The following is a 23185-nucleotide window of genomic DNA, read 5'->3' on the forward strand; positions in this document are numbered from 1 at the left end:
TAGGCTCAGTTCTCCTGCGCGGCGGCCAGCTTGGCCGCGGCGTCGGCGTCCACACAGGACTGGATCACCGCGTTCAGGTCGCCGTCCAGCACCTGGTCCAGGTTGTACGACTTGAAGCCGGTGCGGTGGTCGGAGATGCGGTTCTCCGGGAAGTTGTACGTCCGGATGCGCTCGGAGCGGTCGACCGTGCGGACCTGGCTGCGGCGGGCGTCGGACGCCTCCCGCTCGGCCTCCTCCTGCGCGGCGGCCAGCAGTCGCGAACGCAGGATGCGCATCGCCTGCTCCTTGTTCTGCAGCTGGCTCTTCTCGTTCTGGCAGGACGCGACGATACCGGTCGGCAGGTGGGTGATCCGGACCGCGGAGTCGGTGGTGTTGACCGACTGGCCGCCCGGGCCCGAGGACCGGTAGACGTCGATCCGCAGGTCGTTGGCGTGGATCTCCACCTCGACCTCCTCGGCCTCCGGAGTGACCAGCACGCCCGCGGCGGAGGTGTGGATGCGGCCCTGCGACTCGGTCGCGGGCACCCGCTGCACCCGGTGCACGCCGCCCTCGTACTTCAGCTGCGCCCAGACGCCGTGGCCGGGCTCGGCGTTGCCCTTGGTCTTCACGGCCACCGAGACGTCCTTGTAGCCGCCGAGGTCGGACTCGTTGGCGTCGATGATCTCGGTCTTCCAGCCGACCCGCTCCGCGTACCGCAGGTACATCCGCAGCAGGTCGCCGGCGAACAGCGCGGACTCCTCGCCGCCCTCACCCGCCTTGACCTCCAGGATGACGTCCTTGTCGTCGTTGGGGTCGCGCGGCACCAGCAGCAGCCGCAGCTCCTCGGTGAGCTCCCCCTGGTGCGCCTCGGACGCCTTCGCCTCGGCGATGAAGTCCGGGTCCTCGGCGGCCAGTTCGCGCGCGGCGACGATGTCCTCGCCGGCCTGCTTCCAGGCCAGGTAGGTCCGGGTGATCGGGGTCAGCTCGGCGTACCGCTTGGCCAGCTTGCGCGCGTTCGCCTGGTCCGCGTGCACGGACGGGTCGGCCAGCCTCTTTTCGAGGTCGGCGTGCTCGACGAGGAGCTCTTCGACTGCCTCGAACATCGGGTGGTCCTACTTCCGTGAGTGCCGAACAGGGGGTGCCCAGCAGGGGTGGTGGGCGGGAGAGACGCGAACGGCGCCGGCCCGGACGCCCCCGTGAGTACACGAGGACGCCCGAGACCGGCGCCGTGGAAGCGCTAGGCCGACTTGTTGCCGGAAAGCTTCTTGCCGAAGCGCGCCTCGAAGCGGGCCACGCGGCCACCGGTGTCCAGAATCTTCTGCTTGCCGGTGTAGAACGGGTGGCAGTTCGAGCAGACCTCGGCGCGGATCTCACCGCTGGTCTCGGTCGAGCGAGTGGTGAACTCGTTGCCGCAGGTGCAGGTCACCTTGGTGACCACGTACTCCGGGTGAACGTTGGACTTCAACGGATTCTCCTAGCTGATCGGGAGGGCACCGGGTCGGCGGACATGGACGTCCGCACGTGAACCGGGACCGACGGACCAGTGTGCCAGCACTGCCCGCTTCTTCCCAAACCGGGAGGCGGAGCGCGCTATTCCGCACCCCCGTGCGCCGGCACCGAGCCGGGGTGCGCCGAGGCCGTCGCGGACGGCGAACCGTCCGCCGGATTGGTCGGCTGCTCGGAGACCACCGGCGTCGGCACCGGCTGGTCGACCCGCAGCGCCGCCCAGAGCTGCTGGGCCTCCGGGTTCTTCGGCAGCACCCGGTTCGGGTCGCTGGGGGCGTACGCCACGGGCAGCGTGACCATGGTCAGCTGGTCCGGGCCGATCCGCTTCAGGGTCTGCGCCAGGCCCACCAGCGAGCTCACCGAGGCCAGGTCGGAGTCGGTGGTGAGCGACCGGGTCAGCTTGTCGCCGAGGCTCCACACCGCCATCGGGTCGGTGGCCAGGCCCAGCGTGTCGATCCGGCCGAGCATGGCCTTCACCATCTGCTTCTGGAGCTCGATCCGCCCCAGGTCGCTGCCGTCGCCGACGCCGTGCCGGGTGCGGACGAACGCCAGCGCCTGCTGCCCGCCCAGGTGGTGGGTGCCGGCCGGCAGCTGCAGTCCGCTGTCCGGGTCGCTTATCGGCACCGTGGTGGTGACGTCCACCCCGCCGATCGCGTCGATCATCGAGGCGAAGCCGGCGAAGTCCACCTCGACGAAGTGGTCCATCCGCATCCCGGTGAGCTGCTCGGTGGTCTTCACCGCGCAGGCCGGGCCGCCGACCTCGAACGCCGAGTTGTACATCGCGCTGCGGACCGCCGGGACGGGCTTGCCGTCGAGGCCGGTGCAGGCGGGCCGGGCGACCAGGGTGTCGCGCGGTATGGAGACCACCGAGGCGGCCGTGTGGGTCTGGTTGACGTGCACCACCATGGCGGTGTCGGAACGGGCGGTGTCGCCGGTGTCACCGCCCGCCAGGTTGCCGTTGGCGCCGGCCCGCGAGTCGGAGCCGAGCACCAGCAGGTTGAACGAGCCGTCGGTGGAGGCGGGCGGGCGGGCGCTGCCCAGCTGCCCGGAGATGTCGACGCCGTGCAGGTTCCGGTTCAGCTTCCAGTAGGCGAGCCCGCCGAGCCCCGCGGCCACCAGGATGACGGCCACCAGCGCGAACAGCGTGATCCGCAGCCTGCGGCGACCCGTGGAGCGGTCCTTCCGATGTTCGGCCATATCGCCTCATTTCACCTGCAGTGCGACCTTTCGAGCATAAGTGACGCACCGGTAGGGCGAACCGGTTCTGAAGCCCGCATGAGAAAAGCCCGAGACCCCGCACCGCGGGAAGCGGTACGGGGTCTCGGTGGGACTGCTGCGATCAGTCGCCGGAACCGGGGGTGTTCTTGGCGATCTGCATCAGGAACTCGGCGTTCGTCTTGGTCTGCTTCATCTTGTCCAGCAGCAGCTCGATCGCCTGCTGCGAGTCCAGGGCGTGCAGCACCCGGCGGAGCTTCCAGACGATGGAGAGCTCCTCGTGGCCGAGCAGGATCTCCTCCTTGCGGGTGCCGGAGGCGTCCACGTCGACGGAGGGGAAGATGCGCTTGTCCGAGAGCTTCCGGTCGAGCTTGAGCTCCATGTTGCCGGTGCCCTTGAACTCCTCGAAGATCACCTCGTCCATCCGCGAGCCGGTCTCGACCAGCGCGGTGGCCAGGATGGTCAGCGAGCCGCCGTTCTCGATGTTGCGCGCGGCGCCGAAGAACTTCTTCGGCGGGTACAGCGCGGTCGAGTCGACACCACCGGACAGGATGCGGCCGGAGGCGGGCGCGGCCAGGTTGTAGGCACGGCCCAGGCGGGTGATGGAGTCCAGCAGGATCACCACGTCGTGGCCCAGCTCCACCAGGCGCTTGGCGCGCTCGATGGCGAGCTCGGCGACGGTGGTGTGGTCCTCGGCCGGGCGGTCGAAGGTCGAGGAGATGACCTCGCCCTTCACCGACCGCTGCATGTCGGTGACCTCTTCCGGACGCTCGTCCACCAGGACGACCATCAGGTGGCACTCGGGGTTGTTGTGGGTGATCGCGTTGGCGATCGCCTGCATGATCATGGTCTTACCGGTCTTCGGCGGGGCCACGATCAGACCGCGCTGGCCCTTGCCGATCGGCGACACCAGGTCGATGATCCGGGTGGTCAGCACGCCCGGGTCGGTCTCCAGGCGCAGCCGCTCCTGCGGGTACAGCGGGGTCAGCTTGCCGAACTCGGGGCGGCCGCGGCCGCTGTCCGGGTCCATGCCGTTGACGGAGTCCAGGCGCACCAGCGCGTTGAACTTCTCGCGGCGCTCGCCGTCCTTCGGCTGCCGGACGGCGCCGGTGATGGCGTCGCCCTTGCGCAGGCCGTGCTTGCGGACCTGGGCCAGCGAGACGTAGACGTCGTTCTGGCCGGGCAGGTAGCCGGAGGTCCGGACGAAGGCGTAGTTGTCGAGGATGTCCAGGATGCCCGCGACCGGGATCAGGACGTCGTCGTCGCTCAGCGGGACCTCGGGGCCACCGGCGCCCTCGAAGCCGTCGCGGCGACGGCCCCGGCGGTCACGGTAGCGGCCGCGGCGGCCGCGGCGGCCGTCGCCGAACTCGTCGTCGTCGTAGCCGCCCTGCTGCTGGGCGCCGCCGCCCTGCTGCTGGCCCTGGGCCTGGCCCTGGCTCTGCTGCTGGCCCTGCTGGCGGGACTGGCCGCCGTCCTGCTGCTGGCCGCCGCCCTGCTGCCGGTCGGCGCGGTCGCGCTCGCGGCGGTTGCGGCGGTCCCGGCGGGACTCGCGGATCTCGTTGTCGCCCTCGGCCGTGCCGGCCTCGGTGCGCTCGGCACGCTCGGTGCGCTCGCCGCCCTCGCGGCGGTCACGGCGGTCCCGGCGCTCGCGGCGCTCGGAACGGCCCTCGCCCTCGGCGGCCTGGCGCTGGCCCTCGGCCTTGGCCTCGGCGGCCGGCCGGTCCTGCTCGGCGGTGGCGGCGGCCGCGGCCGCGGCCTCGGCGGTCGGCGCACCGGCGGCGGCGGTGGCGCGGCGGCGCGGACGCTCGGTCCGGGTGGTGGCGGCCGCGGTGTCGGCGGCGGCCTGCACCGGGATCTCGATCTGCGCCTGCGGCTGCGGCTCGGTGGCGGCGGCGGTGCGGGCGCGGCGGGCAGCCCGCGGCGGAGCCGCCGATTCGGCCTGCTCCTCGGCGGCCGGGGCGGCCTCGGCGGGAGCAGCCGACTTGGCGGCCTTCTTGGCGGCCGGAGCGGCGGGGGCGGAGCCGCCCGCGAGCAGCGGGTCTCCGCCGCTCTTCTCCTTGATGGCCTCGATCAACTGGCTCTTGCGCATCCGCCCGGTACCGCTGATCCCGAGGGTCGAGGCGAGCTTCTGGAGCTCGGCCAGGACCAGGCCGTCCAGGCCGGCGGCAGCGGTACGACGGCGTCGCGCCGGCGCCGCAGGGGCGGCGGCAGCGTCCGACGCCTCGGCGTCCGGGCGCGCGCCCATCAGATCGGTGGTGTCGCTCACTAAGGGTCCTTCCCTGGAGCGGACGTCGGCCTGTCTGGCACGGCGACCGGTTGTGCTGTCCTGCCCAGCATCTCTGTGCGCTGGTCAGGGGCTGGATTCCCGCGGAAGGCTGGTCCTTCCGGGGAGCTGCGAAGTGCGGTGCACTGTGGTGCGAAGTGGCGCGGACGGCCGGTACCGACCTCGCTGCGCCTGTTTGATGCCCGGGCCCCCGTCGCGCGGCGGCAGTTCGGGCCCCGCCCGGCCGGGCCTCAGTGCAGAGGCTGCGGGTGGGAGTCTGGTGCCGTCACGGCTTCGGGATGGGCCGCAGTCGCGGAGGCAGGCTGCGTACGCGGTGTGGCGGGCTCCCGGAGAATCGTGCTCCCGAGCTTCCGGCCCCCGTGACGGGGGAACGGGATCGGGATGCGTCGCACCGGTCCCCGGAGGGCATCTGGTGCAGCAATGAGGTTAACACTACCGACCCCCTGACACATTCCCCAGCCCTTTGTTTGTCAATCGTGTCCGTCTCACATGTCGAGCGGCAGCACGGTCGCGCCGGTGCGGTCGAGCTCCAGGCGGTGTGCCGCGAACTGCGGTCCTGCGAAGTTCACGAGCTTCTCCGCGCCGGCCTCGTCGGTGAGCGCGAGGACCGTCGGTCCGGCGCCCGAGATGACGGCGGGGACGCCCTCGGCGCGCAGGGCGGCGACCAGGGCGGCGCTGTCGGGCATGGCGGAGGCCCGGTAGTCCTGGTGCAGGCGGTCCTCGGTGGCGGTGAGCAGCAGCTCGGGGCGGCGGGTGAGCGCCTCGACCAGCAGCGCGGCGCGGCCGGCGTTGACGGCGGCGTCGGCGAGCGGGACGGTCCTGGGGAGGAGACCGCGGGCCGTCTCGGTGAGCACCTCGGTGGAGGGCACGAACACGACCGGAACCACCCGGTCGGCGGGGTCGAGCGTGATGGTGCGGGCGGTGCCGTCCTCGGTCCAGGCGACGGTGAAGTTGCCGCGCAGGCAGGCCGCGACGTTGTCGGGGTGGCCCTCCAGCTCGGAGGCGAGGGCGAGCAGCGCGTCGTCGTCGAGGGCGGAGGCGCCGCCGATGGTGACGGCGCGGGCGGCGACGATGCCCGCGCAGATCGCGGCGGACGAGGAGCCCAGGCCGCGACCGTGCGGTATGCGGTTGGCGCAGACCACTTCGAGGCCGCGGGGCTGCCCGCCGAGCCGGTCGAAGGCGGCGCGCAGCGAGCGGACCAGCAGGTGGCGCTCGTCGCGGGGCAGGGTCTCGGCGCCTTCGCCGGCGATGTCCACGCTCAGACCGGAGTCGGCGACCCGGACCACCACGTCGTCGTAGAGCCCCAGGGCGAGGCCGAAAGCGTCGAAGCCGGGGCCGAGGTTGGCGCTGGTCGCGGGAACGCGGACCCGGACGGCGGCGGCGCGGAACGCGGGACCGGCCATGCGGTGGACACTCCTGAAAGTGGGGGCGGCCCGGACGACGGGGCCTGCGGTGGTACGACGGCGGGAGGTCGAGGGGAGCGCGCAGCGTGGCGCGGCCCGCCGGGGTCCAGCGTATCGAAGAGAGGTTCCAGAGCGGTACACCCCGCCCGGCTCGGATCTTCCGTGTTGCCACAAGAAGCGGAAAAGCGCCGGTCGGATGACCTGAAAGCGGTGCAGAAAACCGCTGAGCGGCGGGCCCGATCAGGCCCGCCGCTCAACGGTGTTGACGCCGGATCAGCCGGGTCAGTCCAGCAGGCCCAGGCGGCGGGCGGCCGCCTCCGGGTCGATCGGGACGATCTGCGGCTGCGGCGCGCCGGCCACGGCCCAGTCCGGGTCCTTGAGGCCGTTGCCGGTGACGGTGCAGACGATCCGCTGCCCGGGGTCGACCAGGCCGGCCTCGGCCTTGGCCAGCAGGCCGGCCACCGAGGCGGCCGAGGCGGGCTCCACGAAGACGCCCTCCTGCGCGGCCAACAGGCGGTAGGCGGACAGGATCTGGCGGTCCGTCACCTTGTCGATCAGGCCGCCGGACTCGTCCCGGGCGGCCAGCGCGTAGTCCCAGGAGGCCGGGTTGCCGATCCGGATCGCGGTGGCGATGGTCTGCGGCTTGAGCACCGGGGCGCCGTCCACGATGGGCGCGGAGCCGGACGCCTGGAAGCCCCACATCCGGGGGGTCTTCGAGGAGAGGCCGTCCGCCGCGTACTCGCGGTAGCCCTTCCAGTAGGCGGTGATGTTGCCGGCGTTGCCGACCGGGAGGACGTGGATGTCGGGGGCGTCGCCGAGCATGTCGACGATTTCGAAGGCGGCGGTCTTCTGGCCCTCGATGCGCACCGGGTTGACCGAGTTGACCAGCGCGACCGGGTACTTCTCGGAGAGGTCGCGGGCGAGCGTGAGGCAGTCGTCGAAGTTGCCGTCCACCTGGAGGATCTTCGCGCCGTGCACCAGCGCCTGGCCCATCTTGCCGAGGGCGATCTTGCCCTGCGGGACGAGCACGGCGGACACCATGCCGGCCCGCACCGCGTAGGCGGCGGCGGAGGCGGAGGTGTTGCCGGTGGAGGCGCAGATGACGGCCTGGGCGCCGTCCTCCTTGGCCTTGGAGATGGCCATGGTCATCCCGCGGTCCTTGAAGGAGCCGGTCGGGTTGGCGCCTTCGACCTTGAGGTAGACCTCGCAGCCGGTGCGCTCGGAGAGCACCTGGGCGGGGACGAGCGGCGTGCCGCCTTCGAGCAGGGTGACAACGGGGGTGGAGTCGGTGACCGGGAGGCGGCCGCGGTACTCCTCGATGAGGCCGCGCCACTGGTGGGTGCGGGTGCCTCGGGCAGCGTTTTCGGCAAGGGCGTTCATGGTTGTTCCTACTCCCCTTCGACCCGCATGATGCTGGCCACGTCGCGCACGCTGTCCAGTGCGCGGAGCTTGTCGACCGTCGCCGACAGGGCGGCGTCGGTGGCGCGGTGGGTGACCACGACGAGCGCGGCGTCGCCGTCGCGACCCTGCTGGCGGACGGTGTCGATGGAGACGCCGTGCTCGGCGAAGACCGAGGCGACCTGGGCCAGCACGCCGGCCCGGTCGTCCACGTCGAGGCTGACGTGGTAGCGGGTGACCACCTCGTCCATCGGCTTGGCGGGCAGCTGGGCGTAGACCGAGTCGCCGGGGCCGGTGGTGCCGTTGACCTTGTTGCGGCAGACCGCGACCAGGTCGCCGAGGACCGCGGAGGCGGTCGGCGAGCCGCCCGCGCCGGGGCCGTAGAACATCAGCCGGCCGGCCGCCTCGGCCTCCACGAACACCGCGTTGTAGGCCTCGCGGACGGAGGCCAGCGGGTGGCTGAGCGGGATCATCGCCGGGTGCACCCGGGCGGTGACCGAGCCGCCGTCGGCGGAGCGCTCGCAGATCGCCAGCAGCTTGACCACGCAGCCCATCTGCTTGGCGGAGGCGATGTCGGCGGCGGTGACCTCGGTGATGCCCTCGCGGTAGACGTCCGCGGCGGTCACCTTGGTGTGGAAGGCGATCCCGGCCAGGATGGCGGCCTTCGCGGCGGCGTCGAAGCCCTCCACGTCGGCGGTCGGGTCGGCCTCGGCGTAGCCCAGCGCGGTGGCCTCCTCCAGCGCCTCGGAGTACCCGGCGCCGGTGGAGTCCATCTTGTCGAGGATGAAGTTGGTGGTGCCGTTGACGATGCCCAGCACCCGGTTCACCTTGTCGCCGGCCAGCGACTCGCGCAGCGGGCGCAGCAGCGGGATGGCGCCGGCCACGGCGGCCTCGTAGTAGAGGTCGGCGCCGGCCGCGGCGGCCGCGGCGTGCAGTTCGGCGCCGTCCTTGGCGAGCAGCGCCTTGTTGGCGGAGACCACCGAGGCGCCGTTCCCGAAGGCTTTCAGGATCAGCGATTTGGACGGCTCGATGCCGCCCACCACCTCGATCACCACGTCGATGTCGTCGCGGCCGACCAGGGCCTCGGCATCGGTGGTGAGCAGGTGCTCGGGCACCCCGGGGCGGGGGCGCCCGGCCCGTCGGACCGCGATGCCCGCGAGCTCGACCGGGGCGCCGATGCGCGCGGCGAGGTCGTCGGCTGTCGTCGTCATGATGCGCGCCACCTCGGAGCCCACCACACCACAGCCCAGCAACGCCACCTTCAGCGGGCGCGTACGCATCATCCGACTCCGCTCTGCATTCTTCGTCCCCGCCGGGGTGATTCGGTGTCCCCCGGGGGCTTTCCTGTCCGTACCAGTCTCCGGGACTTTCCGCACGGATCTACGGCCGGTCCACGTTATGAGACGAAAATTTCGTCAGCCGATATCGAGACGCAGAAGATCCTCTTCCGTCTCGCGTCGGACGATCACCCGGGCCGCCCCGTCCGCGACGGCCAGCACGGGGGGCTTGAGGGCGTGGTTGTAGTTGCTCGCCATCGACCGGCAGTAGGCGCCGGTCGCGGGCACCGCGATCAGGTCGCCGGGGGCCAGGTCGGCGGGCAGGAAGGCGTCCCGGACCACGATGTCGCCGGACTCGCAGTGCTTGCCGACCACCCGGACCAGCATCGGCTCGGCCTCGCTGGTCCGGGAGACCAGCGCCACCGAGTACTCGGCGTCGTACAGCGCGGTGCGGATGTTGTCGGACATGCCGCCGTCCACGCTGACGTAGGTCCGCAGGCCCTCCAGCGACTTGACGGTGCCGACCTCGTACAGCGTGAACGCGGTCGGGCCGACGATCGCCCGGCCGGGCTCCACCGAGATCCGAGGGGTCGTCAACTGCGCTGCGGCGCACTCGCGTCGGACGATCTCGCCGAGCGAGACGGCGATCTCCGCGGGCTCGCGCGGGTCGTCGTCGGGGGTGTACGCGATGCCCAGGCCGCCGCCCAGGTCGATCTCCGGCAGCTCGACGCCGTGCTCGTCGCGGACCTCGGCCAGCAGGCCGACCACCCGGCGGGCGGCGACCTCGAAGCCGGCGAAGTCGAAGATCTGCGAGCCGATGTGCGAGTGGATGCCGCGCAGCTCCAGGGAGGGCTCGGCCAGCACCCGGCGGACCGCCTCGGCGGCCAGGCCGCCGGACAGCGACAGGCCGAACTTCTGGTCCTCGTGCGCGGTGGCGATGAACTCGTGGGTGTGCGCCTCGACGCCGACGGTGATCCGGATCAGCACCGGCTGCCGGACGCCCTGCGCCTCGGCGATCTCCGCCAGCCGCTCGATCTCCTGGAAGGAGTCGACCACGATGTGCCCGACGCCGGCCTTCACGGCCTGCTCCAGCTCCCGCACCGACTTGTTGTTGCCGTGCAGCGCGATCCGCTCCCCCGGCATGCCGGCCGCCAGCGCGACCTGCAGCTCGCCCGAGGAGCACACGTCGACGTTGAGGCCCTCCTCGTGCAGCCAGCGCACCACGGCCTTGGACAGGAACGCCTTGCCCGCGTAGTACACGTCCGCGTGGTCGCCGAACGCGTCCCGCCAGGCCCGGGCGCGGGCCCGGAAGTCGGCCTCGTCCAGCACGTACGCGGGGGTGCCGAACTCGGCGGCCAGGGTGCGGACGTCGACGCCGCCGACGGTGGCGACGCCGTCCGCGTCACGGGTGACGGTGCGCGACCAGACCTTCGGGTCCAGGGCGTTCAGGTCGGCGGGCGGGGCCTGGTAGTGGCCCTCGGGCAGCACGTCGCCGTGCCGGGGACCTGCGGGGTGTGCGGAGCGAGACATGTGCGGAACTTCCTCGACCTATGGCGAGGGGCGGCGACCGGTCTCCGTCGACCGGTCCGCCGCCCCCGCTGTGCTGCGCTTGGGGGTTGTGGTGCTTCTACATCCGCTCGGGGGCGGATACGCCGAGCAGGCCGAGGCCGTTGGCGAGCGTCGTTCGCGTGGCGTCGGCGAGCCAGAGGCGGGCGTGCGTGAGGTCGGTGACCTCCTCGTCGCCCTTCGGCAGGATCTGGCAGTTGTCGTAGAACCGGTGGTAGGCCCGGGCCAGCTCTTCCAGGTACGTGGCGACGTGGTGCGGCTCGCGCAGCTCGCCGGCCTTGGCGAGAACGCGCGGGAACTCGCCGAGCTGGCCGAGCAGGGCGTTCTCCCACTCGGAGCTCAGCAGCTCCGGTTTGAAGTCCGCGCTGCGGGTGATGCCCTTCTCCACGGCGTTGCGCTGCACGGAGCACATCCGGGCGTGCGCGTACTGCACGTAGAAGACCGGGTTGTCCTTGGTCTGGCTGGTGACCAGGTCGATGTCGATGGTGATGGTGGAGTCGGTGGACTGCCGGACCAGCATGTAGCGGGCGGCGTCCACGCCGATCCAGTCGATCACGTCGTCGATCGTGATGATGTTGCCCGCGCGCTTGGAGAGTCGGACCTCCTTGCCGTCGCGCAGCATCTTCACGAACTGACCGATCATCACCTCGATGTTGCGGTCCATGTCGTCGCCCGCGCAGGCCGCGATGGCCTTGAGGCGGTTGACGTAGCCGTGGTGGTCGGCGCCGAGCATGTAGACCGAGACCTCCGCGCCGCGGTCCCGCTTGCTCAGGTAGTAGGCGGCGTCGGCGGCGAAGTAGGTGGTCTCGCCGTCGGCCTTGATCAGGACGCGGTCCTTGTCGTCGCCGAAGTCGGTGGTGCGCAGCCAGATCGCGCCGTCCCGGTCGAAGACGTGGCCCTGCTCGCGCAGCCGCTCCATGGCCTGCTGGACGGCGCCGGAGTCGTGCAGCGACTTCTCGGAGAACCAGGTGTCGAAGTGCACCCCGAACTCGTTCATCGACCGCTGGATCTCGGCGACCATCAGCTTCAGGCCCTCGGTGCGGAAGGCCGGCAGCTGCTCGTCCTCGGGCAGCTCCAGGATGCCGGGCACGCCGTCGGTGACGGCCTTGGCGATGTCGGTGATGTACTCGCCGACGTAGCCGTCCTCCGGGACGGGCTGTCCGTTGGCGGCGGCCTTCAGCGACTTGGCGAACTTGGTGATCTGCACACCGGCGTCGTTGAGGTAGTACTCGGTCGACACCTCGGCGCCGGACGCCTTCAGGACGCGGGCCAGCGAGTCGCCGACGGCGGCCCAGCGGACGCCGCCGATGTGGATCGGGCCGGTCGGGTTCGCCGAGACGAACTCCAGGTTGATGTTCAGGCCCTTGAGCGCCTCGTTGCGGCCGTACGCCTCGCCCGCCTCGACGATGGTGCGCGCCAGCTCGCCCTGGGTGGCGGCGTCCAGCGTGATGTTCAGGAAGCCCGGACCGGCGATGTCGACCTTCGCGACGCCGGTGATCTCTCGCAGGCGTGCGGACAGGATCTCCGCGACGGCTCGCGGCGGCTTGCCGGCCGGCTTCGCGAGCTGGAGGGCCACGTTGGTGGCGTAGTCGCCGTGGTCCCTGTTCTTGGGCCGCTCGACCGTCACGTGCGCGGGCACGTCGACGGTCAGCTCGCCGGCCTGGATGGCGGCGCTGACGGCGGCCTGGACTGCCTGGGAGAGTTCTGCGGGTGTCACGGGCCCAAGCCTAGGCGAGAGGGGGCGGTCGACCGCCACTCGGTTTGCCGAGCGGGACGCGCGTCGTGCCCCGCGGCGTGCTTCGTCTCGTCGGACAGCGCCGCAGACCGGCACATCTCACGGGCGTGACTCGTCCGGCGGAACAAGTTCCTGCGCGTGTTCGCCCAGGGCGAAATCTCGCAGGGTTTGAACGACCGGATGGGGCGCGCTGCCGAAGTCGTACGCGAAACGGCGCCCGGCCGCCGCTGCGGCCGGGCGGTCCATCGCCCGCAGTCGGCACACCAGCTCGATCAGGTCCGCCGGATCGAACGGCTTCGCGAGGTAGCCGTCCACCCCCACCGACTCGCCGCGCTCCAGGTCCGCCGGCGTACAGGCGCTCACGATCGCGATCGGCAGGTGCGCGGTCTCCCAGGCGGCGCGCAACCGGGCCGCCGTCCGCAGCCCGTCCAACCGGGGCATCACCACGTCCAGCGTCACCACGTCCGGCGCGACCCGGTGGACCACCTCCAGGCACTCGGCACCGTCGGCGGCGGTCACCACCTCGAAGCCCTCCAGCTCCAGGTTGACCCTGATCAGTCGACGGATCGCCTCGCTGTCGTCCACCACGAGAACCCGCCCCGACGTCGCCGCCACCTCACCGAGGGTAGCCGCGCGCCGCCCCGCCCGTCCGGTCTTTCGGGCACTTGCCGCCCGCCGCTGACGGCCCGTCCGAACCCGCCGCCGGAAACCCGTGCACGGACCACGGAGTTTCCCTGGTAGTGTTTTCCCCGCAAGGCCGGGTGATCGCAGATCGCCCAGGGCCCCCGTAGCTCAGGGGATAGAGCACCGCCCTCCGGAGGCGGGTGCGTAGGTTCGAATCCTACCGGGGGCACTTCGCAGCAAGTGCGTGAACGAGGCTCAAGTCCAAGCGGCTTGGGCCTTTTTCGTTTCCCCCTGACAGCCGCCGCCGGGCACTGCCCGAGCAAGCGGGACCGCGGCGCGGTGTGCTCGGCCGGCCGACCGCGCTGCTCGGCTCCCGGGACGGCTGGGAGGGCAACCACTGGGCGGAGGAGGCCGCGGACCTGCGGCGCGGGACGGCCTCGGGGGAGCTCCATGCGTACGCCCTCGCCGTGGACACCGCCGCCGAGGCCCTCACCGCCGCCGAGCGCGCCCACCTGCGGGCCACCGGCGAAGTCCCGGCCCGCTTCCCGGCCGAGGTCGAGCGGCGGGTGGCCGAGCGCCGCAGGTGGCGCTGACGGACCGTCAGTGCGGCGGGCGGCGGCGGTGGGCGCCGCGCAGGACGAGGGACGGGGTGGCGGGGTCGTAGGCGCCGCAGGCGGTGGTGGACCAGGGGGACCACTGGCGGGGGACGGCGAAGTACGGGACCAGGACGGGGCCCTTGCGGCCGGGGGCGGCCTTGGCGGGGAGCAGCGCGGGCAGCACGTCGGGGGTCTGGCCGGCCAGGATCGCGGCGCGGCAGGAGCGGCAGGCGGGTCGGCGGTCGGCGGCCGCCTCCCGGGTGGTGGTGCGGGCCCGCTGGCGGGTCTTGCGGTTCTTGGGCGGTTCGGCGGCGTTCTCGACCGGGCCGTGCAGCGGGTTGTAGTAGCAGCGGACGGCGAGCGGGCCGGGCCGCTGTCCGGCGTGCAACAGGTGTGCGGCGGCGAGGCGTTCGACCGCCTGTTCGGCGAGCACCACGGCGGCGGCCAGGTCGGGCAGGTCGGTGTCGGGGTGGTCGGCGCGGTCGAGCAGCCGGCCGGCCGCCTCGTACGCCTCCAGCGCCCACTGGTAGGCCCGGCGGGCGGCGGACTCCTCGGTGGGGAGCCGGAGTTCGGCGGCCTGGAAGACCGCGCCGGCGGCGGTGACGCGTTCGGCGGCGAGCTCGCGCAGGCGGTCCCGGAGCGCTTCCCACTCCCCCAGCACCAGCGCCTTGTGCTCGCGGACCTCCCGGCGACTCGGGTGGTGCTCGGTTGTCGGGGCGGGCCTCGCGGCCTTCAGGAACCACCAGCGGCGGAACACCGCGCCTCCCCCTCGTGTGCGTCGTCGCCCCATTGTGGGTGACGCGGGAGGGGAGATTCCAGGGCCGGTCAGCTCGCGCGGGCGACCAGGTCGGCGACGGTGTGGTCGAAGTAGGCGCTGTAGGAGGTGTCCTCGGTGTCGCCGCCCTGCTGGTAGCCGCCGATGACGCCGATCACCTCGCCGGTGGCGGAGTCGATGAACGGGCCCCCGCTGGTGCCGTTGGAGAACGACGGGCAGTCGATGCGCCGCTGGAAGGTGTCCTCGCGGCTGGTGACGTTGGTGCACAGGACGGGCTTCTCGGCGCTGTCGGAGTAGCCGTACAGCCGGGTCTGGACGGTCAGCGCGGCGTTGACGCCGATCGGGTTGCCGCCGACCGCGTCCTCGATCCGCAGGTTGTTGGTGGGCGCGACGGCGAGCACGGCGAAGTCCTCGTCGGGGTCGTCGCCGTTCTGCCAGCCGTCCGCGGTGTACACCTTGGTGACCTGCCAACTGCCGAACGGGGCCGTGCCGTCGTGGTAGCCGGGGACGAAGACGATGCTGCTCACGCCGGACACGCAGTGCGCGGCGGTGAGGATCAGGTTGCGGCCGGGGCTGTCGATGACGCTGGCGGTGCAGAAGTGGTTGCCCGGCGCGACGTCGCCGGTGAACAGCGCGCCGACCCGGACCGACTCGGAGTTGAGCGGGGCGGCGCCGGTGACGCCGAGCTTCACGTCCGGCGGCGCGAAGGGCGGGACCTGCCGGGTGAGGCCGTCGGTGGAGCTGCCGGCCTGCGCGACGTTCTGGGGACCGGGCGGCTCGGCCCCCGTGCTCGCGCTCGGGCTTGCGCTCGGCGTCGCGCTCGGGCTCGGGGCAGCGCTGGTGACGGGGGCGGGCACGGGGGCCGAGCCGACCGCCGCGACGGTGTCCGCGCTGGTCCGCTGCCGCGGGTCGCGCAGGTGGACGGAGAGCACCCCGGCGGCCGTTATCGCGCCGACCACGCCGACGGCGAGCACCGAACTGAGGACGACCGGCCGCAGCGAGCGGCGCTTGCGCTGCTTGGAGTGGCGTCCCATGCTGCCCCGTTCCTCCCGACCGGAGGCCGCGCCGGCGTCCACGTCGTCGCCGACCTGGACACCGGGTGACCCGAGCTGTCTCGAATATGCGTCGCCGAGCTGGAAATGCCGTGATTCCTGGCTGGGAGACTCGTGAGATTTCCGGTGGCGGACAGCAGGGTCTCATGCCGGGGGGCGGACGCGGGGACGGCGGCACCGCGCCGATCGGGTCATGCCACCGCTCTGGCCTCGCTCCGGTCGGCCCGGCCCCTGGCCTCGCCCGGGGCGGGGCGGTGGGTGATCATCACGAACGCGACCACGGCGGCCAGCAGCAGGATGCCCATCGCGACGGCGGTGGCGACCGCGTAGCCGTGCACCGCGCCCTGGGCCTGGACCAGTGGGTCGGTCGGGTTGCGGGTGGCCAGATACGTGGCGGTGACGCTGGCGGCGATGGTGTTGAGCAGCGCGGTGCCGATCGAACCGCCGACCTGCTGGGCGCTGTTGATGATGGCGGAGGCGGCGCCGGTCTCCTCCGGGGCGACGCCGAGGGTGGACAGGTTGATGGCGGGCATGAAGACCAGCCCGAGGCCGATGCCGAGCAGCAGTTCGGCGGGCAGCACCAGGCCGAGGTACGGGCTGTCCACCCGGAGCTGGGTGAGCCAGGCCATGCCGCCCGCGCCGATCAGCAGTCCGGGGACGATCAGGGCGCGGGTGGGGATGCGGGTCATCAGGCGGGAGCCGATGCCGGCCGAGCTGAGGATGATCGCACCGGTCATCGGCAGGAACGAGACGCCGGCCCGGATCGGCGAGTAGCCCTTGACGACCTGCATGTAGTACGTCAGGAACAGGAACAGCCCGTACATGGCGATCACGGCGAGGCCGACCGAGAGCGCGCTGCCGGCCCGGTTGCGGTCGCGGATCAGGTGCATCGGCAGCAGCGCGTGCGGGGTGCGCCGCTCGACCAGGGCGAACACGGCGAGCAGGGCGGCGCCGACGCAGAGCGAGGTGAGCACCAGCCAGTCGCCCCAGCCGCGGTCGACGGCCTCGGAGGTGCCGTAGACGATCAGCAGCAGGCCGCCGCAGCCGAGCACCGCGCCGGGCAGGTCCAGCCGGACCCGGTGGGAGCGGTCGATGTGGTCGCGGCGCAGCAGGTAGTAGGCGGCGAGCGCGGTGGCCGCGGCGATCGGGCCGTTGACGTACAGGCACCAGCGCCAGCTGAGGTACTCGGTGAGCAGGCCGCCGGTGATCAGGCCGATCGCCGCGCCGCCGCCGGCCAGGGCGCCGAAGACGCCGAACGCGGTGGCCCGTTCGCGCACGTCGCGGAAGGTGATCGACAGCAGCGACAGCGCGGACGGGGCGAGCAGCGCACCGAAGCTGCCCTGCAGGGCGCGGGCCGCGAACAGCATGCCGCCGCTGACGGCGAAGCCGCCGAGGCAGGACGCCGCGGCGAAGCCGAGCAGGCCGATGATGAAGGTGCGTTTGCGTCCGAAGAGGTCGCCGATCCGGCCGCCGAGCAGCAGCAGGCCGCCGAAGGCCAGCGTGTAGGCGGTGATCACCCACTGCCGGTTGGCGTTGGAGATGCCCAGGTCGTGCTGCGCGGACGGGAGGGCGATGTTCACGATCGTCGCGTCCAGGACGATCATCAGCTGGGCGATGGCGATGACCGCCAGGGCCCACCAGCGGCGCGGATCGGCCTGCTGGGTGTCGGGGGCGTGCTGGGAGGTCACCGGAGGACCGCCTTCCGCCGAATCGGGAATGGGCCTGGGGCGCGCGCACGGCGCTCTCTCCAGCCAAACGCTCGATCCGATCATCGGCAAGGCGGTCTGTGTTCTTTTGTCACGATTTGGGACGAGGACCCGGGTGCCCGGCCGCATCGGCCACCCGGGACACTCCCTCGGTTACAGCGCGCTCAGCTCCGTCACCAGGTCGTCCAGGCCCAGCGAGCCCTGCGACAGCGCCGCCATGTGCCACGCCTTCAGGTCGAACTCCTCGCCGCGCGCCGCGGCCGCCGCCCGGGCCGCGGACCGGCCGCTCAGCCAGGCCCGCTCGCCGAGCTTGTAGCCGATCGCCTGGCCGGGCAGGCCCAGGTAGCGGACCAGCTCGCTGTCCAGGAACTCGGCGGACAGGCCGCAGTACGCGCCGAAGAACTCGCGGGCGCGCTCCGGCAGCATCGGCTCGCCGGCGGCGAACGGCGAGTCGGCCGGGAACTCCAGCTCGGCGTGCATGCCGATGTCCACGATCACCCGCAGCGCCCGCATCATCTGCGCGTTCAGGTAGCCCAGGCGGTGGCCCGGGTCGGTGAGGTGGCCCAGCTCGTCCATCAGGCGCTCGGCGTACAGCGCCCAGCCCTCCATGTTGGCGCTGACGCCGCCCAGGGTGACCTGGTAGGTGGACAGCCGGTCCGCCATGTACGTCCACTGCGCGAGCTGCAGGTGGTGGCCGGGAACGCCCTCGTGGTACCAGGTGGAGACCAGGTCCCACTCCGGGAACGCCTCCCGGCCCAGGGTGGGCAGCCAGGTCCGGCCGGGACGGGAGAAGTCCAGCGACGGCTGGGTGTAGTACGGGGCGGCGGCGCTGCCGGGCGGGGCGATCCGCGACTCCACCTTCAGCAGCGGGTCGGCCAGGTCGAAGTGCACGCCCTGCAGGTCGTTGATCGCCCGGTCCATCAGGCCCTGCAGGTACTCCTGCACCTCCTGCTCGCCGCGGATCGCCGGACCGTCGGTCTCCAGCCACTTCATCGCCTGCATCGGGGTGGCCCCGGGGCGCACCTTCTCCGCCTCGACCCGCATCTGCGCGTCCAGGTCGTGGAACTGCTCCCACGCCCAGCGGTACGCCTCGTCCAGGTCCAGGTCGGCGCCGGTCCAGTACCGCACCCAGCGGGTGTAGCGCTCGCGGCCCACCGCGTCGGGGGTGCCCTGGGTTGCCGGGCCGTACACGTCGCGCATCCAGTCGCGCAGCTCGGTGAGCGACGCGGTGGCCGCGACCGCGGTGGCGGTCAGCTGCTCCCGCAGGTGCTCGGGCGCGGGGGCGACCAGGTCGCCGAACCAGCCGCCGGGCCGCTCGGACTCGATCCACTCGCCGAACTGGCCGACCACGGTGTCCACCTGGCGCGGCGCCGAGAACAGGCCGCGCCGCAGCCCCTCCTCCAGGGTCTGCCGGTACTGGGCCATCGCCTCCGGGAAGCGGGCCAGCCGGCGCTCCAGCCGCTGCCAGTCCTGGTCGGTGTCGGTGGGCAGCAGGGTGAACATCTCGCGGGTGTTGTGCACCGGCGAGCCCAGGTTGCGGACCGTCCGGAACTCCTCGCCCGCGTCGTGCACCGCGAGCTCCGCGGTCAGCCGCTCGCGCAGCAGTCGGGCGCAGCGGCGCTCCGCCTCGTCCTCGACCGGGCCGGACGCCTCCAGCGCGTCCAGTTCGGCGAGGGTGCGGCGGGCCAGGTCGGCGAGGGCGCCGGTGCCCACCGGGGACAGGTCGGTCAGCCGGTCGTCCTCCGGGTTGAGGCCGAGGTAGACCGCGGTCAGCGGGTCGAGGTCGGCGAGGGCGTGGACATAGGAGTCGGCGATGCGGCGCGGGGTGGGGCCGCCGATGTGACGATCGTTCAGTTCATGAGCCATCCGGCCATCCTGTCGCAGCGCCGGGCGAATTCAACCCCAATCTGGAAGTGACCCCGTCAACTGTGTCCAGCTCGCAACCGGCGCAGCGTGCGCCCCGGGTCCCAGACCGGCCGGCCGCGGGTGATCGGACGGAACGCCAGGCCGATCAGCACCGCGCAGAAGTGCCCCAGATCGGTGAACGTGCGCGAGGTGAACAGCGGCACCAGGTAGAACACCACCAGCCCGCACCCGTACACCCACCGCCAGACGCCCGCCAGGCCCCACGTCAGCACGCCCTCCACACCGGCCAGCGCGTACGACACCCCGACGTCCACGGTGCGCGCCATCCTCATCGGCAGCACCTGGTGGTGCACGCCCCAGGCCACCACCCCCTGGCTGATGTACGTCGCCAGCACGTGCGCGGTCAGCGCCACCGTCAGCCAGCGCCCGGTGCCGAGCCAGCGCTCGGCCGGGACGTGGAAGAGGTGGAACATCACGAAGTAGAACAGGAAGTTCGCCTGTTCGGTCCAGATCAGGCTGGCCAGCAGCGCGTGCACCGGATGCGCGTTCAGCTGGTCGATGTTGGTGGAGCGCTTCTGCAGGAAGAAGTGCAGCGCGGCCGGGTCCTTCCGGGCCACCACGAAGCTGGTGACCGCGAGCAGCAGCAACCACACGTACGTCCCCGGCGACTTCCCGATCCACCGCCCGACCGCCCGTACCCACCGCACCGGCCGCTCCTCGTCGCACTCCGCCGACACCTGGTCACAGTCTGCGGTCGACGACGGCCGTCGCCCGGCAAGGACCCGCCGGACCTGCCCGCAGAGCGCGGACCCGCCCGGCGATTACCCTGACACCCATGGCAGCGACCCCCTCCCCCGCCGCGGCGGAGCGCCCCCGGCGCACCGGCTACCGCCGCCTGCCCGTCCAGCAGCGGCGCGAACAACTGATCGCCGTCGCCCTCGAACTGTTCGCCGCCCGACCGCCCGAGGACGTCTCGCTCGACGACGTCGCGGAGGCCGCCGGCGCGTCCCGTCCGCTCGTCTACCGCTACTTCGCCGGCGGCAAGCAGCAGCTGTACGAGGCCGCCCTGCGCAGCGCCGCCTCCGAGCTCACCACCCGTTTCACGGTCGCCGCCTTCACCGGCACCCCCACCGAACAGCTCGGCGCGGTCCTCCACCGCTACTTCGACTTCGTCGACGAACACGCCGCCGGCTACGGCGCGCTGCTGCGCGGCGGCTCCGTCGTGGAGACCGCCCGCACCTCGGCGATCGTCGACGACGTCCGCCGCGCCGCGATTCGGCGCACCCTGCGCCACCTGGGCGTCCGCGAGGCCGGCCCCCGGCTCACCCTGCTGGTCCGCTCCTGGATCTCCGTGGTGGAGGCCTCCGCGATCAGTTGGCTCGACGAGGGCCGCCAGATCCCGGTCGACTCCCTCTGCGAGTGGCTGGTCGACCAGTTCGTGGTGATGGCCGCGGCGACGGCCGTCCGCGACGACCAGACGGCGGAGGTCCTCCACCGCTGGCTCCAGTTGGAGACGGACGAGAGCCCTGCGGGGGTGCTGGTGTCCCGCCTTCGGGACATAGGCATGTGAGGACGCGCCCCCGGTGGTGCAACTCCTGCGGGTGCTCAGGTCTCCCGCTGGGGGCGGTACTCGTCCTCCTCGACCCCGAACGTCCAGGCCACGCCCGCCCTCGCGGTGCGGATGTGCGGCGGGACGCGCAGGTAGTAGGTGCGGAAGGTGCCGTCCGGTTCGGCGGTGGAGTTGACCACCTCGACCATCACCACCGATTCGTCGTCCGGGAGTTGGATCCGCCACAGGACGCCGGTCGCGTCGCGGTGCAGCGGTTCCGCGCCGCTCTCCGCCAGGTACCTCTCGTAGCCGAAGTGCTCCAGCATGACGCGCCGCAGTTCGGCGTTCTCCTCGGTGCGGATGCGTTCCACGGTGAGGTCGGTCAGCCGGTCGAGGAAGTTCGCGGGGACGGGCATGCCGCGCCAGGCGTACAACGCGAAACCGTCGGCGTAGGCGAGCGCGGGGCCGTCGGCGCGGTCGAGGCGGCCCGCCTCGTCGCGGTGCAGGGCGACGGGGCGTTCGCTGAGCAGCACGGTGTTCTCGAACGGCCACCACCAGCCGGTCTGTCGGGCCACGCCGGCCAGCGCAGCGAGCGTCTCGTCGCCGGTGCCGGCGGTGTCGAAGGCCGCGAACCAGGCGGCGTCGTGCTGGCCGGCGACCGCGTCCAGCACGGTGAGGCGGACCTTGGCGCGGGTCTCGCCGGCGACCCGGCGGAGTTCCTTGTTCGCGGGGAGGCGGGACTCCTCCCAGCCGAGCGGCTCGGGTTCGGGCGCGAAGTGGTCGAGCAGCGCGGCGCGGACGCGTTCGGCGGGCAGTGCGGCGGTGGCGGCGAGTTCGGCGCCGGTCGCGCCCCACAGCTCGGCCCAGCCGATCGGGCCGAGCGCGGTGAACGCGGCGGTGCGGGCCCGCTCCCAGGCGGCGGTGCGCACCTGCTCGCGCACGGACCGGCCGAACTCCTCGCGGTGGTCGAGCAGTTCGGTGACGGCGGCGAGCGGCGAGGGGTACCAGCGGAAGTCGGTGGGCTCGGCCAGCCCGGCGGCCCGGTAGGCGGTTCGGACGGCCTGTTCGGCGGTGGCCCGGTCGGCGGGGCCGGTGGCGGCGGCGACCGCCCGCCAGTGCGCCACCGAGGCGTCGGCCGGACGGCCGGTCAGCTGCGTGCTCATCAGTTCTGTCCTCTGTCTCTTACGGGGCGGCCGGGCTCAGTCCGCGACGATCCGGACCGCGCCGGGCACGTACTCGCGCTGGCGGACCACCCGGAACCAGCCGGTGGGCAGGGCGATCGCCGCGTGCTCCTCGTGCACGACCTTGCCGCCCTCCGGCAGGTGCAGCCAGGCGCGGCCGAACGGGCCGGACTCGCGCAGCAGTTCGCCGGGGCCGACCACCGCGTGGGCGTGGCCGGTGACTTCGCCGAGGGCCAGCACCAGCCGGCCGCGGCCGTCCCGCGGCTGGCGCGGCAGGTGGGCCACCGCGGCCGGGACCGCGCCCTGCTCGACCGGCACGATCAGTACGTCTCCCTGGCGGTACACGGAGTCCTCCCGCGGTCGGGTCCGGCCGGGCGCCGGACGTCCCGACCGGAAACCTAGGCGGCCCCACCGACAACACCACGCCCGAACAATTCCCCGTGCGGGTGAACGTCGGGGGCGGCTGGTAGACAGGGTCCGGCCCCACGACGAGCAGCGAGGAGCGGCGCATGACCATCAATCAGCACATCGAGGAGTTCCACGGCCTTCCGGTCACCGACTTCCTCAAGGCCTCCGAGGAGGGGAAGTTGCCCGCGGCGGCGGCCACCGCCTGGAAGATCTGGGTGGACTGGGACGACGACACCGCCTTCGCCGAGTACTGGGCGAAGTTCCTGGAGACCGTCGCGGTGGAGGAGGTCACCGCGGTGGTGATCGGCCGCTGGTTCTCCGAGGAGCCGGAGTCGCTGTCCGAGGCGCTGCCGGTGGTGCTCGCGTCCGCCGCCCGGTTCCCGGCACTGCGGGCGCTGTTCATCGGCGACATCGTCATGGAGGAGTGCGAGATCTCCTGGATCCAGACCTGCGACATCACGCCGGTCCTGGAGACCTTCCCGCTGCTGGAGGAGCTGGTGATGCGCGGCGCCGGCGAGGACTACGACGGCAACGACCGGCTCTCCCTGAAGCCGCTGCGGCACGAGAAGCTGAAGTCGCTGCGGTTCGAGGCCGGCGGCCTGCCGGGCGTGGTGGTCCGCTCGGTCGCCGCCTGCGACTTCCCCGCGCTGGAGAAGCTGGAGCTGTGGCTCGGCGTCGACAACTACGGCGGCGACTGGACGATGGCGGACCTCGGCCCGTTCCTGTCCGGCGCCAACCTGCCCTCGCTGAAGTACCTGGGCCTGCAGAACGCCGAGCAGCAGGACCGGATCGCCGCCGAGGTCGCCCACGCCCCGGTGGTTCCCCGGCTGACCGGACTGTCGCTGTCCATGGGCGCGCTCACCGACGAGGGCGCGGCGGCGCTGCTGGAGGGCCAGCCGCTCACCCACCTGAAGACGCTGGACCTGCACCACCACTACCTCACCGAGGGCATGCAGAAGCGCCTGCGGGACGCCCTGCCCGGCGTCGAGATCGACCTCTCCGACGCCGAGGACCCGAACGACAACTGGCGCTACGTCGCCGTCTCCGAGTAGCCGGAGGTCCTGC

20 protein-coding genes and 1 tRNA gene are annotated in these 23185 nt (G+C 72.4%); 4 read left to right on the plus strand and 17 right to left on the minus strand.

The features are described from left to right. Positions 1-5: 5 nt before the first annotated feature. The 10 genes from prfA to CG736_RS22625 all read right to left on the minus strand — a co-directional run bounded on the left by prfA (position 6) and on the right by CG736_RS22625 (position 12978). On the minus strand, positions 6-1082 hold the full coding sequence (prfA, locus tag CG736_RS22580) for a peptide chain release factor 1 (RefSeq protein ID WP_100588011.1): 1077 nt from the start codon (positions 1080-1082) through the stop codon (positions 6-8). A gap of 134 nt (positions 1083-1216) precedes the next feature. Then, the gene (gene rpmE, locus CG736_RS22585) at positions 1217-1444 is read right to left on the minus strand and encodes a 50S ribosomal protein L31 (RefSeq protein WP_035866123.1); all 228 of its coding nucleotides are present in this window, start codon (positions 1442-1444) and stop codon (positions 1217-1219) included. Between the two features lie 125 nt (positions 1445-1569). Next, entirely contained in the window at positions 1570-2682 is a 1113-nt protein-coding gene (locus CG736_RS22590) for an LCP family protein (RefSeq protein WP_100588012.1), read from the minus strand. Between the two features lie 142 nt (positions 2683-2824). Further along, positions 2825-4966, minus strand: coding sequence for a transcription termination factor Rho (rho, locus tag CG736_RS22595; protein ID WP_100588013.1), 2142 nt, complete (start codon positions 4964-4966; stop codon positions 2825-2827). 503 nt (positions 4967-5469) lie between these two features. After that, positions 5470-6387, minus strand: a complete 918-nt coding sequence (gene thrB / locus CG736_RS22600; RefSeq protein ID WP_100588014.1) for a homoserine kinase — start codon at positions 6385-6387, stop codon at positions 5470-5472. 282 nt (positions 6388-6669) lie between these two features. Beyond that, positions 6670-7767, minus strand: a complete 1098-nt coding sequence (gene thrC / locus CG736_RS22605) for a threonine synthase (protein ID WP_100588015.1) — start codon at positions 7765-7767, stop codon at positions 6670-6672. An 8-nt stretch (positions 7768-7775) separates the two neighbouring features. Continuing rightward, positions 7776-9068, minus strand: coding sequence for a homoserine dehydrogenase (locus CG736_RS22610; protein WP_100588016.1), 1293 nt, complete (start codon positions 9066-9068; stop codon positions 7776-7778). Positions 9069-9200: 132 nt separating this feature from the next. After that, positions 9201-10592 carry a diaminopimelate decarboxylase gene (gene lysA / locus CG736_RS22615; RefSeq protein WP_100588017.1) on the minus strand — a complete coding sequence of 464 codons (1392 nt, stop codon included), beginning with the start codon at positions 10590-10592 and terminating at the stop codon, positions 9201-9203. Positions 10593-10689: 97 nt separating this feature from the next. Continuing rightward, positions 10690-12345 (minus strand): arginine--tRNA ligase, encoded by a 1656-nt coding sequence (gene argS / locus CG736_RS22620; RefSeq protein ID WP_100588018.1) that lies wholly within the window; start codon positions 12343-12345, stop codon positions 10690-10692. A gap of 117 nt (positions 12346-12462) precedes the next feature. Next, positions 12463-12978, minus strand: coding sequence for a response regulator (locus CG736_RS22625; protein WP_100588019.1), 516 nt, complete (start codon positions 12976-12978; stop codon positions 12463-12465). 166 nt (positions 12979-13144) lie between these two features. Here CG736_RS22625 and CG736_RS22630 point away from each other — a divergent pair. Together CG736_RS22630 and CG736_RS22635 are read left to right on the plus strand one after the other, a co-directional pair. Next, positions 13145-13216, plus strand: a tRNA-Arg gene (locus CG736_RS22630). A gap of 112 nt (positions 13217-13328) precedes the next feature. After that, positions 13329-13580 carry a hypothetical protein gene (locus CG736_RS22635; RefSeq protein ID WP_100588020.1) on the plus strand — a complete coding sequence of 84 codons (252 nt, stop codon included), beginning with the start codon at positions 13329-13331 and terminating at the stop codon, positions 13578-13580. Positions 13581-13587: 7 nt separating this feature from the next. On the opposite strand, the gene CG736_RS22640 is transcribed toward CG736_RS22635, so the two are convergent. The 5 genes from CG736_RS22640 to CG736_RS22660 form a co-directional block, all read right to left on the minus strand. Then, on the minus strand, positions 13588-14340 hold the full coding sequence (locus tag CG736_RS22640) for a hypothetical protein (protein WP_100588021.1): 753 nt from the start codon (positions 14338-14340) through the stop codon (positions 13588-13590). A gap of 68 nt (positions 14341-14408) precedes the next feature. Continuing rightward, on the minus strand, positions 14409-15392 hold the full coding sequence (locus CG736_RS22645) for a trypsin-like peptidase domain-containing protein (RefSeq protein ID WP_100588022.1): 984 nt from the start codon (positions 15390-15392) through the stop codon (positions 14409-14411). Between the two features lie 209 nt (positions 15393-15601). After that, positions 15602-17182 (minus strand): MFS transporter, encoded by a 1581-nt coding sequence (locus tag CG736_RS22650; protein WP_100588023.1) that lies wholly within the window; start codon positions 17180-17182, stop codon positions 15602-15604. 87 nt (positions 17183-17269) lie between these two features. Then, positions 17270-18982, minus strand: a complete 1713-nt coding sequence (locus CG736_RS22655) for a DUF885 domain-containing protein (protein ID WP_100588024.1) — start codon at positions 18980-18982, stop codon at positions 17270-17272. A 56-nt stretch (positions 18983-19038) separates the two neighbouring features. Beyond that, on the minus strand, positions 19039-19689 hold the full coding sequence (locus CG736_RS22660; protein WP_100588025.1) for a rhomboid-like protein: 651 nt from the start codon (positions 19687-19689) through the stop codon (positions 19039-19041). A 128-nt stretch (positions 19690-19817) separates the two neighbouring features. On the opposite strand from CG736_RS22660, the gene CG736_RS22665 reads away from it, so the two are divergent. Next, positions 19818-20552, plus strand: coding sequence for a TetR/AcrR family transcriptional regulator (locus CG736_RS22665; protein WP_100588026.1), 735 nt, complete (start codon positions 19818-19820; stop codon positions 20550-20552). A gap of 35 nt (positions 20553-20587) precedes the next feature. Here CG736_RS22665 and CG736_RS22670 read toward each other — a convergent pair whose 3' ends face one another. Together CG736_RS22670 and CG736_RS22675 are read right to left on the minus strand one after the other, a co-directional pair. Next, complete coding sequence (locus CG736_RS22670) at positions 20588-21694, minus strand: DUF6745 domain-containing protein (RefSeq protein ID WP_100588027.1); 1107 nt, start codon at positions 21692-21694, stop codon at positions 20588-20590. A gap of 36 nt (positions 21695-21730) precedes the next feature. After that, positions 21731-22057 (minus strand): hypothetical protein, encoded by a 327-nt coding sequence (locus CG736_RS22675; RefSeq protein WP_100588028.1) that lies wholly within the window; start codon positions 22055-22057, stop codon positions 21731-21733. A 164-nt stretch (positions 22058-22221) separates the two neighbouring features. On the opposite strand from CG736_RS22675, the gene CG736_RS22680 reads away from it, so the two are divergent. Next, a complete protein-coding gene (locus tag CG736_RS22680; RefSeq protein ID WP_100588029.1) occupies positions 22222-23172 on the plus strand; it encodes an STM4015 family protein in 951 nt (316 codons plus the stop codon). The last annotated feature ends 13 nt before the right edge of the window (positions 23173-23185 follow it).

This window comes from Kitasatospora sp. CB02891, from assembly GCF_002803145.1.
Taxonomy (GTDB): domain Bacteria; phylum Actinomycetota; class Actinomycetes; order Streptomycetales; family Streptomycetaceae; genus Kitasatospora; species Kitasatospora griseola.